Origin of the sequence: Pseudorhodobacter turbinis, assembly GCF_005234135.1 — a bacterium.
In the GTDB taxonomy this organism is placed as follows: domain Bacteria; phylum Pseudomonadota; class Alphaproteobacteria; order Rhodobacterales; family Rhodobacteraceae; genus Pseudorhodobacter; species Pseudorhodobacter turbinis.
Genome location: NZ_CP039964.1, coordinates 1,315,440 through 1,329,561, shown reverse-complemented (window position 1 = coordinate 1,329,561; position 14,122 = coordinate 1,315,440). Strand labels below are relative to the sequence as shown.

Below are 14,122 nucleotides of genomic sequence, written 5' to 3'. Positions count from 1 at the left end.
ATTATTTGCCCCCTGTGAGCCGCAGTAGCAGGACTCATTGATTTTCAAAGCCAGAAGAGGATCGTTGCTGCGAGAGCTATTGCGGAGAGGAAGGCATCGGGATATCGGTCGTATCGTGTTGCGGCGCGTCGCCAGTCCTTGAGGCGGCCAAGCATGATCTCGATCCGGTTGCGCCTTTTGTACCGCCGCCTGTCATATTTCACGGCTTTCTTTCGGAACTTTCGGCTGGGGATGCAAACTTTTATCCCTTTGTCTTTCAAGGCTTCCCGCAGCCAGTCGGCATCGTATCCACGATCCCCCAAGAGCCAATCCGCCTTCGGCAGGCTACTCAGCAGCGCCGCTGCACCGGTGTAATCGCTGACCCGCTGCCCGGCAGCGGTTTGCATGCAAACCGCGAGAGAGGGTCTAGCCGACATGAAGATCCGGATCGGGCGGCCCTTCGCATCAGTGACGGCATGTAACTTCGTATTCATGCCGCCCTTCGCGCGCCCGATTTGGCGAGCACGCCCCCCTTTTTGCCCGTAGGCTCGAGGCCGTGCGGTGCGCTTTCAAATATGTCGCGTCAATCATGATGGTCTTGTGTTCGGCGCCTTCAGCGGCCAGGCCCGCCATGATCCGGGCGAAGACGCCCTTTTCATTCCAGCGTTTCCAACGGTTGTAGAGGGTTTTGGCCGGACCATACGATGCCGCGCTGGTCGCTAGGCTCCAGGCTCGTTAAACTCCATAGCCAGAACAGAACCGTTGCTGTCAAGGCGACGGCTGAGAGGAAGACTTTCGGGCATCTGTCATAGCGCGTTGCCACACGACGCCAATCCTTCAGGCGGCCGAACATAATCTCAATTCTGTTGCGACGCTTGTATCGCCGCTTGTCGTATTTGAGGGGCTTTGTTCGAGACTTACGACCTGGGATGCACGGCTTTATCCCCTTGTTTTCGAAAGCTTCCCGGAACCAGTCCGCATCATAGCCCCGGTCGGCCAGAAGCCATTGCGCCGGAATAGTCACTGATCTCGCCCGCGGTCATGAAGAAACGGATCGGGCGGCCGTTTTCATCAGTGACTGCGTGTAATTTGGTCCCTCTCGCCGATTGTTCCAATCCTCTGCCGGGCAACGGTTCATGCCCCCCTTGGTGCGACCAATCAGACGACCGCGCCCCCCTTTTTACCCCAAGGCTTGAAGCCGTGCGGTGCGCTTTGAGATAGGTCGCATCAATCATCACCGTCTTTGGAACGGTGGCCTCGGAGGCGAGACCTTCCATCATTCGGGCAAAAATTCCCATGTCGCCCCACCGCTTCCAACGGTTGTAGAGCGTCTTGGCAGGACCATACTCTTTCGGAGCGTCGCACCAACGCAAACCATTGCGATTGATGAATATAATGCCGCTCAAAACCCGCCCGCTCTCACGGTTTGAAAACAAACCGTTGCCGGGCAACGGATCATCCACCCGTGGCTTGCCATGCTTCTTCGGAAAGAAAGGCCGCAGCCGCGCAATTTGGTCTTCGCTCAGCCAGTAAAGATTGCTCATAACGCCCCCAAGATTTGGGAGTTTGAATCATGCAAGCCTGACGGGCTCAAGTAAATTAATGGGTCTGGAACCTTATGATCTAGGTCGGTCCCCCGCAGTCAAGACCACGACTTCGCGTATCCGCGGGTTCCTGGACGTCTTTGGGCAAGCCTATGGTCTCATCCGCAACTGCGTCGGCCAAGCGTTTGACCTGGATGGCTCGCTTTGGCGCAACGACGCCGTGCGTTGATCGTCTGGGTGCGCTGACCGATAAACATCTGTCGTGTACGAAACAGCATGGCGCGCGCCTGTTGATCCTCGGACTTCAACGCAACAAACCGCATTGTTGGCCGTGAGGCTGCTTTAACGATGGATTCAGCAACATCGTTCTTCTGTCTTTTTACAAACGTCTTCACATAGTTTGGTGCAATTCAGCCGCACCGTATGGCCGAGCTTCTCAATTTCGCGGCCCGAGCTATGGGCTGTCGCACAGGCCTCCATCGCAACAGTGCATTCGGCTCATAAATGCGAGAAGCTGAACACGCGTCAGTTTCTTGCGAAAAATAACCGCTCCGTTTGCGCAAGACCCGTGAAGTTGAAACACGCGTTTTACAAGGTTCATGCCGATTATGCTAACGTCTGACATGGATGCTCTCCCTTGGCGTGATGCTTTCTGAAACATCATAGTGGCACATTACGATGCCGGTAGGTGGGGGCGACCACTTCAAACAAAGCCACGCCCAGCTACCACTTTGGATTCACATGATGAATCCTCCCACACGGATTTGCGCAACAGAGCCCCCCTTCTACGATTGGTGCGACCGTAGGGCACTCATTTGCAACAATCTACCAGAGCCGGGTTCGGCGTCTAACACGCCATCTTTTACTATGATCCGCCCGCCTGAAAATATGGTGATTGGCGCACCTTTGACCATCGTGCCTTCGAATGGGTTATAACCGACGTTATCGTGCAGATCATTGGCCCCATAGGTACGAGTAAGGTTGGGATCCCAGATTGCTATGTCTGCGTCGAACCCTTCAGCCAGTTGCCCCTTGCCTGGCAGCCCGAACACTTTTGCAGGTGTCGTTGCCGTCAAAGCCACAAATGCTTCTAGCCCCATGCGGCCCTCGGTGACCATCGCATTAAACATCAGCGGAAGCCGTGTTTCCAAGCCGGGCATTCCATTGGCGATCCGGTTGAATGCCACGTCTGTGCCATTCGCAAACTTGCCGGTTTTATCCATCCGGTATGGGGCGTGGTCAGACGTTATCATTTCGATCGTGCCATCTTCCATTGCAGCCCAAAGGGCCTCCTGATCTTTGACCGTTCGCTGTGGTGGAGAGCATAGAAAACGGGCAGCAGCATCGCTATTCAAGATGTCGGTTGTCATGAACAAATAGTGGGGACAGGTTTCGGCTTGAACCTTCACCCCACGCGAACGGGCCTTGCGAATGATCTCGGCCCCCTCAACGGTCGAGACGTGGAAGATTACGATCCGTGCTCCGGTGAATTCGGCAAAGCGGCACATGCGTTCGATTGCTTCGATCTCGGCCTCGCGCGGGTGCGACTCTGCGTGGTACTTCGGCGCGGTTTTGCCCGCTGCCAGAAGTTTCTCGGTCATATTTCGGATGAGCCCGTCATTTTCAGCATGAAAACACACAACCGCCCCGTCACGTTTGGCGAGATCAAGAATTTCGAGGATGGATTTATCGTCTTGGCGAACTTTATCATAGGTGGTGAAGATTTTGATGGACCGATGGCCCTGGGCGATCAGCTGCGGGATGTCTTTGGCAAGGTTGCCGTCGCCTGTGTCCGCCACAATCATATGAAAGGCGTAGTCAATCATCGCGCCTTTGCGGGCGAGCTCGGCATAGTCACCAACCACCTGTTTCATCTTTTGACCGGGGTGCTGGGCTGCAAAAGAGACGACCGTCGTCGTACCACCATAGGCTGCCGACCGTGTTGCGGTCTCGAATGTATCCGCGTTTAGCAGGCCCGCGCCAGAGATCTGCTCGATATGACAGTGGGTATCCACGCCGCCGGGCAGGACGAAATGACCTGTTGCATCGATCACTGTCTCGGCTGTGCCCGCCAGGTTTTCGCCAATTGCGGCTATCTTGCCGTCAATAATACCGATACTGGTTTGCGACGTTTTTTGGGGCGTTACAGCAATGCCGCCATGAATGATTGTATCGAATTTTGTGTTTTGCATGTGACTCTCGACGCTTTGGCTTGGCTATTGATATACCAAGTGTATACCATGTGAGACGAAATGGAAGGCTGTACGCAATAAAGAGACCAAGTGTCCTATGCGGGGAGGAGATTGATTGATGACTGATATCATAGAGACATTGGGTGATTCCACGTTCAAGCAACTTAAGGCGATGATTTTAGATGGTCGGCTGAAGGCGGGGGCGCGGCTGAGCGAAAAGAAATTTGCAGACAGCTTGGGGGTGTCCCGTACGCCCGTCCGTGAGGCGATCGCGCAGCTTGTTAGCGAAGGTCTTGCTGTCCGGAGCGCGGGAGGCACGCCGGTTGTTAACAGCATTTCCCTGAACGACATTATGGAAATTTTGCATGTGCGCAGCTTGCTTGAATGCGAAGCCGCTAGAAAAGCAGCACTTTCGGCGCAGCCAAAGGATGAGCTTTTATCGCTAAAGTCCATAATTTCGGGCTTTCTTACGGGGCCGCGGCCAAGTGCCGAGGACCATACTGCCATAGACATGCAGTTGCATTCTGCGATTGCCCGGCTTGCCAATTCGAAGCTGCTGACCGAGTTGATTGACGGCCTCAAGATAAAGACGAGGATGTATGATCAGGGCTCTTTGCCGGATCGCATGATCCCGGGTTGCCATGAGCACATTGCCCTCATCGATGCGATTCTGGATCAGGATCCCGATTCGGCTGCCTCATTGATGAAGGCCCATCTTGCGAATGCCCGTTTTTCGATCATCTCGCACATTTATCACCCATTTTGAGGTGCCAACCCATTTTGCGGGGAAATTTCCGACTGGGTTCTTGACATTGTATACCGTGTGTATACCACTTGGGTTCAAGCGATAGAAATTTGGAGAATCCGGGATGTCAGTACAGGCGGCTCAACGGCCAGCGGGCGGAATCGTTCTTGCGATTACCTTTCAGTATTATCGTGACCTGCCCGTCGCGATGGCGTTCTATGAGAACGTCTTGGGGTTTGATCTGGCTATCGATCAGGGATGGTCCAAAATTTACCGGATTGATGGCCAGGCCCATGTTGGGCTGGTTGATGAAACTCGCGGCATGCAGAAATGGGCCGAGGTCAAGACCGTGCAGTTGTGCCTGCGCGTGCCGGATGTGGATGCCTGGTATGACTGGGCAGTCGCAAATAAGGTCGATGGCCTGACAGAGCTTCGCGACAGTGAAGAGCTTGGAATCCGTGCATTCGCGATGAGCGATCCCGAAGGATACCAGATCGAAGTGCAGACTGCGAAGCCCGGTCATTGAAGCGTTCATAACCAAATTGAGAAGGGCGGCGAACCGCCCCGCAAATAATTCAAAAAAACAGTCGAAAACAGAGGGGTTATTATGAAATATCTATCTCAGACTTCGCTCGGTCTTGGTGCGCTGGGTGTGGCCTTGCTTGCCACGACAGCCTTGCCCGCTTTTGCGCAGGAAAAGTCCGTCACGATCGGATTGACCTCCGACCCAAGCCACCTTTACCCGTTGGCGGGTGAGGAATTGTCCTCCAATATCATGTACTATCACCTTTATGACCCGCTGGTGAAGCGCGGCCCTGATCTGTCTTTTGATCCGGGCCTTGCCGAAAGCTGGGAAAATGTTGACGAGACGACGTGGCTTTTTAAGCTGCGCCCGGGCGTTACTTTCCACAATGGCAACGCATTTACCGCATCAGACGTGGTGTTCACCATTGAAAAGGCGCGTGCTTCTATCCGCCCTGATCTGGTCGCCAATATTGCCGAGGTCCGCGCGGTCGATGACCTGACCGTCGAAATCAAAACGCCGAAGCCCTATGCCGTATTGCCCAACGACCTGGCCGAAATCCTGATCCTGGATGAGGAATATACGACCGCAACCGGCGATGAGAAAATGGACCTGATGCCGATGGGCACGGGGCCTTATATGCTGGGTGAATGGATCAAAGAAGAGAAGCTGACCCTTAACGCATTCGACAATTATTGGGCCGGTGCGGCAGGCATTAAAAACGTAACCTTCCGGCCGATCACGAACCCTGCAACCCGTACCGCGGCATTGCTGACGGGTGAGGTTGACGTGATCCAGGATCTCGCCGTGCGTGACGTGGACCGGGTAGAACGGGAATCCGGGTTCACGGTGATCACACGCCCCAGCCTGTTGAACATCGTGCTTGCGATGGACATGCGGGAAAAGTCGCCAACCATTGAGGGCAAGAACCCGATGATGGACCAGCGCGTGAGGGAAGCTATTGCACGGGCGGTGGATGTAGAGGCGATTGACAAGATCGTTATGAATGGCTTGGCAACGCCAAGTGAACAATTCGTTCCGTCGTCCCATATCGGCTATGTCGATGGCATGAGCTTCCGTGAGATGTATCCGGTAGATATTGAGAAAGCCAAGGCGCTGATGGCCGAGGCGGGATATCCGGATGGCTTTACGATGACGCTGGATGCGACCAACAACCGTTACGTGAATGATGCGCAAATCGCGCAGGCGCTCGCGTCGATGCTGGCCAAGATCAATGTGACGCTTGTCTTGAACATCATGCCGAAATCCAGCTTTTGGGGCTATATTCGCGTCCCGACCGAGCAATCCAGCTTTATCATGAGCGGTTGGGATGTTCCCTCGGGCGATGCGGGATCCATGTATGGGGCGTTGTTCTATACGCGTGATACCAAGGATGGCTACGGTCAGGTGAACCGCGGCTCCTATTCCAACCCTGAAATGGATGCGCTGGTCGACAAAGCGGACTCCTCTGCGGATGTCAATGAGCGCGACGCTTATCTGCAAGAGGCGACCAAAATCCTGATGGCCGATATTCCGATGATCCCGGTTCACTATGAACAGGACATCTATGCCGTTCGGGATGGCATCACCCTCTCGCCGCGCGTGGATAAGTTCCTGTCGGCCTATGAGATGGACGTCGACTAGGTTGCAATAGAAGTTAAGGCCCCGGCGGGTATCATCGCCGGGGCTTCATTTTTTCCAATTCCCGCCAATGATTGGTGCTAACTGATGTTCGGATATCTCTTAAGGCGATTGATGCAGATGACGTTTGTCCTCTGGGTCGTATCAGTCATTGTCTTTCTGATGATGAGCTTTACCGGCGATCCCGTGTTCATGATCGTCCCCATTGACGCAACTGATTCCGAGATCGCTCAGGCCCGCCGCCTGCTTGGTCTGGATCACTCCTTGGCGGTGCAATACTGGCGTTTCCTGACAAGTCTGCTGCAGGGCGATTTCGGCTACTCTTACGTCTTCCGCCAGCCCGCGATGACCTTGATCCTTGAACGCCTGCCTGCAACCGTTGAGATGGTCCTTGTTGCCATGGTGATGGCGATTGCAGTCGCGATCCCGCTGGGTGTTTATGCCGGTGCAAACCCGGATGGCCGGGTAAGCCGCGTTATCATGGCGGGCTCCCTTTTGGGGATATCCCTGCCGGGGTTCTGGGTCGGCATGGTACTGATCTATCTGTTCGCTGTGCATTGGGGCATTTTCCCATCCTCGGGGCGGGGCGACACGGCAGAGCTTTTCGGTCTGCGCATCAGCTTGCTAACCTGGGACGGCTGGCACCACATTATCTTGCCTGCGGTTACGCTGTCGCTGGGAACAATGGCGATCCTGCTGCGTATGACCCGTGCCGGCATGATGGAGGTTGGCCGACAGGACTTCATGAAGTTTGCACGCGCTAAAGGGGTGTCACGCCGCGATGTATTGTACCAGCACGGGTTGAAAAATGCCCTGATCCCGGTGGTGACCATTTTTGGATTGCAGCTTGGGGATCTGATCGCCTTCGCCACTATCACCGAGACGATCTTTTCCTGGCCGGGTATGGGCAAGTTGTTGATCGATTCCATTTATCGCGCTGATCGCCCGGTGATCGTTGTCTACCTGATGTTGGTGGCGCTGATTTTTGTCGTGATCAATTTCCTTGTCGACATCGTCTATACGTTGATCGACCCGCGCATCACGTTGAAATGAGGTGCAGGCCATGATGACAGGTTTCTTCAAGTCAGAGTTTTTTCACAACTACAAGCACAGCGCATCTGCGATCATTGGCAGCGCTTTGATGATAGGTTTCGCGTTTGCCGTGATTTTCGGGCCGTTTTTGGTTGATCAGAATCCATATGACATCGCCTCGCTTGATCTTATGGACAGTTACAAACCGCCAATGTGGCTTGATGGCGGCGACCCGCGTTTTATTCTTGGGACAGACGGGCAGGGCAGGGATGTCTGGGCGTCGATCCTTTACGGTGCGCGCATTTCGGTCTTCATCGGTTTGGTCGCTATGATTGCCTCGTGCATCATTGGCACGCTTTTGGGGCTTCTTGCGGGGTTCTATGGCGGGATTGTCGATTCCGTCATCATGCGGATTGCCGATATTCAATTGTCGTTCCCGTCCATCCTGATCGCGCTGTTTTTGATGTCGGCGGTTGGAACGGGCGTGGATAAGGTGCTGATCGCACTGACAGCGGTTGGCTGGGTTGTTTACGCACGAACCGTGCGCGGATCCACCCTGTCCGAGATTGAAAAAGAATATGTGCAAGCTGCCAAAGTTGCGGGCCTGCCTAATCGCAAGATCATTCGCAAACACGTGTTGCCGAATGTGCTGACCCCGCTGATCGTGATCGCGACCATCCAAGTTGGCACATTTGTCCTGATCGAGGCTTCGTTGAGCTTTCTGGGCGTGGGCGTGCCGATCACCCAGCCGTCACTTGGGTTGCTGATCAAGAACGGGTTTGACGTTTTGTTCAGCGGCTTGTGGTGGACATCGGTCTTTCCGGGAGTGGCGATCATGATGCTGGTCTTTGGCATCAACCTGTTTGGTGACTTTCTGCGCGATGAATTAAACCCGAGGCTGAAATGATGGTGGATATGACACAAAAACCGTTGTTGGCAGTGCGTGATTTGCGGACATATTTTCATACATTTTCCGGCGTTGTGAAGGCCGTTAACGGCGTGAGTTTTGAGATCAGCGCAGGCGAGGTCATGGGCTTGGTCGGCGAAAGCGGTGGCGGCAAGTCGGTTGTCGGCTTTTCTATCCTCGGGTTGATCGACAGCCCCGGCAAGATCGAGGGCGGCGAGATTTTGCTGGATGGGCTGGACCTTGTGACCGCAAGCGAGGCCGCGTTACGCAAGGTGCGCGGGCGTGAAATCTCGATGGTTTTCCAGGACCCGATGACATCGCTGAACCCGCTGCACACTGTTGGGCGGCAAATGGATGAAGTGCTTCGGTTGCACTCTGATCTGGATGCAGATGCGCGCCAGCAGGCCTGCATCGAGATGCTGGAAAGCGTTGGCATCAGCCATGCGGCGGAACGGTTGCGGGCCTATCCACATCAATTTTCGGGCGGTATGCGCCAGCGTGTCGTGATCGCGATTGCGCTGTTGGCGCGGCCTCGGCTGATCATCGCGGATGAGCCGACGACAGCGCTGGATGTTACGATCCAAAGCCAGATCTTGAAACTGATGCGCCAGCAGATTGCCGAAAAAGGCGCGTCGATGATCCTGATTACCCATGATCTTGCCGTGGTGTCCGAGATGGCGGACCATATCACGGTGCTGTACTGTGGGAACGTGGTTGAGCGTGGCAAAACACGGGATCTGATAGAGGCCCCGTCGCATCCTTATACGCGTGGGTTGATCGACAGCATCCCCGATACGTCCAACCGGCATGAACGGCTGATGCAAATACCCGGCTCTGTGCCAGACATCCGGAACTTGCCCAAGGGCTGCAACTTCCGCGAACGCTGCCCGCGGGCGCAAGCCCTCTGCGCCGAGGTCGAACCGGTGTTGACCAAACAACATACGTCCCTGTGGGCGGCCTGTCATTTCCCCCTGAAGCCGGGAGACCCCGCATGACCAATAGCCTTCCCCCTATGTTGGAAGTTCGCGATCTGAAAATGCATTTCGCCATGGACGCCGGATTTCTAAGTTCGCTTGGGTTCGGCAAAGCCGGTGCGCAGCGGCCGGTGGTGCGTGCTGTGAATGGCGTGAGCTTCAAGATCGCACGCGGTGAAATCATGGCATTGGTTGGCGAAAGCGGTTGCGGAAAATCGACTGTCGCCAAAACGATTGCCCGGATTTACAAGCCAACCGCCGGCGAGGTTCGTATTGATGGTGAGGATGTGGCGGGTTACGGTTTTGCCGACATGCTGCCCGTGCGCGCCAAGATGCAGATGATCTTTCAAGATCCCTATGCCTCTCTCAATCCGCGGCAACGGGTGCGCGACATTGTTGCCGAACCTTTGCTGGAACAGACAAAGACTGCCGAAGAGCGCAAGGATGTACCGGCGCGGATTGCGGCACTTTTGGCCAAGGTGGGCCTGAATGCCGAGCATGCAGGCCGCTATCCGCACCAGTTTTCGGGCGGTCAGCGCCAGCGTATCGGTATTGCGCGCGCGCTTTCTGTTACGCCCGGCTTGATCGTGGCGGATGAGCCGGTATCTGCGTTGGACGTATCCATTCAGGCGCAAATTCTGAACCTTATGAAGGATTTGCGCGACGAGTTTGGTCTCGCGTATCTGTTCATCAGCCATGATTTGTCGGTCGTGCATCACATCGCTGATCGGGTGGGCGTGATGTATCTGGGCTTTATGGTCGAAAATGCACCGCGTGACGTACTGTTTGCAAAGCCGCGCCATCCTTACACGCGCGCCCTGCTGTCGGCGGCGCCCAGCATTCGGCCAAAGCGCGATGTCGAAGAGATTGTGCTAAGTGGCGAGGTGCCTTCGGCCCTGCATTTGCCATCAGGCTGTTGTTTCAGAACGCGCTGCCCATTCGCATGGGACCGCTGCGCCAGCGAGCGCCCGAGGCTGCAAGACGTGGGCGATGGGCAAACGGTGGCTTGCCACCTTGTTGATGAGCCGGAAAGGGACAAGGCATGACCATTATCGCACAGGCCAGATTGGGAATTCACGATCCGCATGATTGTACCGATGCCAATGACGAGCTGACTGTTCTGCATGCCATCTATGACACGCTGGTGCGGCGTGTCGGGCAGGATTATGTACCGCATCTGGCACAAAGCTGGACTGTTTCCGATGATGCGCGGGTCTGGACGTTTCATTTGCAGGCCGGTGTTTTGTTCCATGATGGAACTGTTTGCGATGCAAAGGCCGTGGCGCGATCATTGGAGCGTATGGCGCGGCAGGATAAGGGTTATACGCTTGGGGCGCCTGCGGTCTGGCGGCAGTTTCTGGGCGATGCCGGGCTAAACGCCGTAGATACGACGACATTGATCGTCACGCTGGCGGCCCCGATGGCCGATCTTCTGGACGTTTTGGAACAGGGGTTTATCGTATCACCCGCAGCTTTTGCGGCGCTTGATGCCAAGGACTATACGGTGCAAATCGGGTCCGGGCCATATCGCCTGACGTCCGTCATGGCAGAGCAGATTACGGTTACACGGGTGGGCGCGCATTTCGCAGGCTTGCCTGCCAATGCGACGATCACATGGAGGCTTGTTCCCGATGGTGCGGACCGTTTGGCCTTGTTGCAACGTGGTGAGGTGGCGGTTGCCAATGCGCTGGATTTTGAGGGCTCGCGCAGTCTTGGCCAGATGCGGCATACGTTCTTGTCACCCGTTGCAATCATCTATTTGCTGAACGCGGCCAAAGGCCCGTTGGCCGACAGCCGCGTGCGGCGTGCGCTTAGCCTTGCCGTTGACCGCGAGGCGATTGTGGAAACGGTGATGGCAGGGGCCGCTACGCCGCTACGTGGCTTTGTCAGCCCCAACCATTTTGGCGCAGGGCAGGGCAGCGGTGCCAATATGGACCGCGCGCTGGCGCGGCAGTTGTTGGCCGAGGCCGGGTTCGCCGACGGCTTGACGTTGGAGGTGGATTGCCCGACGCGGCTGCCCGATGAGGCTGAACGTCTTACCGCCGCCTTGGGCGCGCAGCTGGCTGAGGTAGGCATCCGCCTGAACGTCCACATCCATGCTGAGCGCGAGGATTACGCCCATATGGTGCGGCGCAAGGAAATTCGCGACATGTGCGTCTTTGATTCTAGTCCGATGAGTACCTACCGCGTCCTTTATGAAAAGATCGACTCGCGTGTGGCGGGGTCATGGTGGCAAGGCTATGCAAACCCGAAGGTCGAGGCGCTGATCGACCAGGGCCGTGTGACCACCGACCGCGCGGCGCGGGCCGGGATTTGGCAGCAGGCCTATGCGCTTTTGCAAGATGATCCGGCCTGGCTGACGCTTTACAACCCGATCCGTGTTATCGGGCTGGCGGGGGAGCATCCAGATTTCGCGATGCCTGCAGACGGGGTGATCGATGTCGCGCGGCTTCCGCTTTTGGAGGGGTCAAGCGCATGAAGGTCGACACGCTTTTAACCGGAGGGACCATCGTCACGATGGATGCCGCGCGCAATGTGATCGAAAATGGGGCCGTGGCGGTTGCTGATGGCAAAATCGTTGCGGTGGGCGCGGCGGCTGCAATGCTTGATCAGGTGCAGGCCGATCATGTCATTGATTGTACGGGCCATATTTTGATACCGGGACTTATTGATGTGCATGCACACGCAGGTCACGGGTTGATCAAGTCGTTGGGGATGCATGGCGGCGACCGTTGGGAAGATATTTGCGGCGAAGTTTACACCCAAGCCTCCCCGCCAAAGTTCTGGTATGCCGAGGCGCGGCTTGCGGCGCTTGAACGCCTGCGGTTCGGGGTGACAACAGGCGTGTCGCTGCTGGGCGGTGGTGATACGATCATGCGCACGGACCGGCCCGAATATGCCGCCGCGCATTGTCGCGGCGTGGTAGAGGTTGGCACGCGCAGCGTGGTTGCCGTTGGCCCGACACGCGCGCCGCATCCCCGCAGCTATGCCGATTGGGCGCAAGGTCAGCGCCACCCCTATCCTGTCACGTTCGAGCAGCAGTTTCAGACCTGCAAAGCGATTGAGGGCGAATGGCACAACACACATGCAGGCCGCATTCATATTGCGATGCTGTATCCCGTCTTGCGCGATGAGCATGAGCGCGACATGACCTCTTCGGATTATGCTGATGCTTGTGCGCAGTCGCAGGCGGTGCGCGATCATGCCTATGAGAAAGGCCTTGTGTTCACCCAGGACGGCCATTGGCGTGGCTCTATTCGGCGGGCAAATGCGCTTGGCCTGTTGGGCGCCAACACGCTGTTGTCGCATTGCATCGACCTGCATGAGGATGAAATCGCGCTGGTCGCCGCAACTGGTACCAAGATTGCCCATAACCCTTCGGCCAATGCCTCGATTTCCGGTCGTTGCCCCGCGACCGAGATGATGGCGGCGGGGGCCTGTGTGGCGCTTGGGTCTGATGCGACGGCGCCCGACCGGTCAGGGGATATGTTCCGGCATATGCAGCAGGCCATGCATTATCACCGCAGGCATTTCCGTGATGCCAGCGTGTTGCCCATCGGCAAAGTGCTGGAGATGTGTACCATCGGCGGGGCACAGGCGCTTGGGATGGCGGACCGTGTCGGCTCTCTGGAGGTTGGCAAGCAGGCCGACATTGTGACGGTCGATCTGCGCCGTGCGCATCTTTACCCGCCAAACATGGCGCTTCATCGTTTGGTTTGCTTTGCCAATGGCAATGACGTGACCAACGTCATGGTTGGGGGGGAGCTTGTGCTGCAAAATGGCAAAGCTGTGCGCGTCGATGAAGACACCATTTTGCAAGATGCCGCAGATCAGGCGCAGCTTATGATAACGCGTATCGGTGCGGAGCGCGACCTTGCATTGCCACAAGATTTTTGGGGAAATGAAGGAGCACGGGCATGACAATCTATGTGGTGAACCCCAACAGCAGCCAGCATGTGACCGATGGCATCAGCCGCGCAGTAGACCCGATGCGCAGTAGCAGTCCCGTCCCCATCGAGGCGCGTACCCTGACCGAGGGGCCGCCCGGAATTGAAAGCCAAGCCCATGTGGACGGCGTTGTTCTGCCTCTTTTGGCGCATTGTGCCGCGCTTGAGAGCCAGGCAAGCGCCTTTGTCGTGGCGTGTTATTCTGACCCCGGCCTTGCGGCGCTGCGCGAACAGTCATCCCGCCCGGTGCTGGGCATTGCCGAGGCGTCGATTCTGACGGCCATGTCGCTTGGCCAGCAGTTCGGGATCATCTCGATTTTGTCCAAAAGCGTCCCGCGCCATATGCGCTATATCGGCGCGATGGGGGTGAAGGACCGGCTTGCCGCGGACCTCCCGTTAGAGCTGGGCGTGTTGGAACTTGCGGATGAAACCCGCACGTTTGAACGCCTCAAGGCCGTCGGCACGCGGTTGCGCGACGAGGCTATGGCGAATGTTGTGATCCTTGGATGTGCCGGAATGACGAATTTCCGCACGGACCTGGAAGCATACCTTGGAATTCCGGTGGTTGAACCGTGCCAAGCCGCAACTGCAATGGCGATCGGGCGGGTTGCTCTTCAAAAAACACGATAGGAAAGCTT

Annotated in this window: 11 protein-coding genes and 3 pseudogenes; 10 read left to right on the top strand and 4 right to left on the bottom strand. The window is 56.4% G+C overall.

From position 1 onward, the window contains the following. Window positions 1-44: 44 nt before the first annotated feature. From EOK75_RS06365 to hydA, 4 genes and pseudogenes are all read right to left on the bottom strand, one after another. Window positions 45-681 (bottom strand): annotated as a pseudogene (locus EOK75_RS06365) (IS5 family transposase); the annotation flags it as partial. Window positions 682-724: 43 nt separating this feature from the next. Beyond that, window positions 725-1,523: pseudogene (locus tag EOK75_RS06355) on the bottom strand (IS5 family transposase); the annotation flags it as partial. A gap of 215 nt (window positions 1,524-1,738) precedes the next feature. Next, window positions 1,739-2,148, bottom strand: a pseudogene (locus EOK75_RS21300) (transposase); the annotation flags it as partial. Window positions 2,149-2,308: 160 nt separating this feature from the next. After that, on the bottom strand, window positions 2,309-3,715 hold the full coding sequence (gene hydA / locus EOK75_RS06345; protein ID WP_137193092.1) for a dihydropyrimidinase: 1,407 nt from the start codon (window positions 3,713-3,715) through the stop codon (window positions 2,309-2,311). 118 nt (window positions 3,716-3,833) lie between these two features. Between hydA and EOK75_RS06340 the strand changes: the two genes are divergently transcribed. The 10 genes from EOK75_RS06340 to EOK75_RS06295 all read left to right on the top strand — a co-directional run bounded on the left by EOK75_RS06340 (window position 3,834) and on the right by EOK75_RS06295 (window position 14,114). Further along, on the top strand, window positions 3,834-4,481 hold the full coding sequence (locus EOK75_RS06340) for a GntR family transcriptional regulator (protein ID WP_137194313.1): 648 nt from the start codon (window positions 3,834-3,836) through the stop codon (window positions 4,479-4,481). Between the two features lie 103 nt (window positions 4,482-4,584). Continuing rightward, window positions 4,585-4,986, top strand: coding sequence for a VOC family protein (locus EOK75_RS06335; RefSeq protein ID WP_137193091.1), 402 nt, complete (start codon window positions 4,585-4,587; stop codon window positions 4,984-4,986). A gap of 81 nt (window positions 4,987-5,067) precedes the next feature. Next, window positions 5,068-6,627: an ABC transporter substrate-binding protein gene (locus tag EOK75_RS06330; protein WP_137193090.1), complete on the top strand. Its 1,560-nt coding sequence runs from the start codon at window positions 5,068-5,070 to the stop codon at window positions 6,625-6,627. Window positions 6,628-6,711: 84 nt separating this feature from the next. Then, window positions 6,712-7,677 carry an ABC transporter permease gene (locus tag EOK75_RS06325; protein WP_137193089.1) on the top strand — a complete coding sequence of 322 codons (966 nt, stop codon included), beginning with the start codon at window positions 6,712-6,714 and terminating at the stop codon, window positions 7,675-7,677. Window positions 7,678-7,687: 10 nt separating this feature from the next. Next, the gene (locus tag EOK75_RS06320; protein ID WP_240793931.1) at window positions 7,688-8,563 is read left to right on the top strand and encodes an ABC transporter permease; all 876 of its coding nucleotides are present in this window, start codon (window positions 7,688-7,690) and stop codon (window positions 8,561-8,563) included. An 8-nt stretch (window positions 8,564-8,571) separates the two neighbouring features. Beyond that, window positions 8,572-9,558 carry an ABC transporter ATP-binding protein gene (locus EOK75_RS06315; RefSeq protein ID WP_137193088.1) on the top strand — a complete coding sequence of 329 codons (987 nt, stop codon included), beginning with the start codon at window positions 8,572-8,574 and terminating at the stop codon, window positions 9,556-9,558. Further along, window positions 9,555-10,583 carry an ABC transporter ATP-binding protein gene (locus EOK75_RS06310; protein ID WP_137193087.1) on the top strand — a complete coding sequence of 343 codons (1,029 nt, stop codon included), beginning with the start codon at window positions 9,555-9,557 and terminating at the stop codon, window positions 10,581-10,583. The genes EOK75_RS06315 and EOK75_RS06310 overlap by 4 nt, the downstream gene beginning before the upstream one ends. After that, window positions 10,580-12,016, top strand: a complete 1,437-nt coding sequence (locus tag EOK75_RS06305; RefSeq protein ID WP_137193086.1) for an ABC transporter substrate-binding protein — start codon at window positions 10,580-10,582, stop codon at window positions 12,014-12,016. The genes EOK75_RS06310 and EOK75_RS06305 overlap by 4 nt, the downstream gene beginning before the upstream one ends. Continuing rightward, complete coding sequence (locus EOK75_RS06300) at window positions 12,013-13,458, top strand: amidohydrolase family protein (RefSeq protein WP_137193085.1); 1,446 nt, start codon at window positions 12,013-12,015, stop codon at window positions 13,456-13,458. The genes EOK75_RS06305 and EOK75_RS06300 overlap by 4 nt, the downstream gene beginning before the upstream one ends. Next, window positions 13,455-14,114 (top strand): aspartate/glutamate racemase family protein, encoded by a 660-nt coding sequence (locus EOK75_RS06295; RefSeq protein ID WP_137193084.1) that lies wholly within the window; start codon window positions 13,455-13,457, stop codon window positions 14,112-14,114. Before EOK75_RS06300 ends, EOK75_RS06295 begins: the two co-directional genes overlap by 4 nt. Window positions 14,115-14,122: the final 8 nt, after the last annotated feature.

Bases quoted from the DNA above. Each gene is read 5' to 3' on its own strand.
- EOK75_RS06315 (WP_137193088.1), top strand. From the start codon at position 8,572: ATGACACAAAAACCGTTGTTGGCAGTGCGTGATTTGCGGACATATTTT.
- EOK75_RS06305 (WP_137193086.1), top strand. From the start codon at position 10,580: ATGACCATTATCGCACAGGCCAGATTGGGAATTCACGATCCGCATGAT.
- EOK75_RS06310 (WP_137193087.1), top strand. From the start codon at position 9,555: ATGACCAATAGCCTTCCCCCTATGTTGGAAGTTCGCGATCTGAAAATG.
- EOK75_RS06300 (WP_137193085.1), top strand. From the start codon at position 12,013: ATGAAGGTCGACACGCTTTTAACCGGAGGGACCATCGTCACGATGGAT.
- EOK75_RS06325 (WP_137193089.1), top strand. From the start codon at position 6,712: ATGTTCGGATATCTCTTAAGGCGATTGATGCAGATGACGTTTGTCCTC.
- EOK75_RS06340 (WP_137194313.1), top strand. From the start codon at position 3,834: ATGACTGATATCATAGAGACATTGGGTGATTCCACGTTCAAGCAACTT.
- EOK75_RS06320 (WP_240793931.1), top strand. From the start codon at position 7,688: ATGATGACAGGTTTCTTCAAGTCAGAGTTTTTTCACAACTACAAGCAC.
- EOK75_RS06295 (WP_137193084.1), top strand. From the start codon at position 13,455: ATGACAATCTATGTGGTGAACCCCAACAGCAGCCAGCATGTGACCGAT.
- EOK75_RS06335 (WP_137193091.1), top strand. From the start codon at position 4,585: ATGTCAGTACAGGCGGCTCAACGGCCAGCGGGCGGAATCGTTCTTGCG.
- EOK75_RS06330 (WP_137193090.1), top strand. From the start codon at position 5,068: ATGAAATATCTATCTCAGACTTCGCTCGGTCTTGGTGCGCTGGGTGTG.
- hydA (WP_137193092.1), bottom strand. From the start codon at position 3,715: ATGCAAAACACAAAATTCGATACAATCATTCATGGCGGCATTGCTGTA.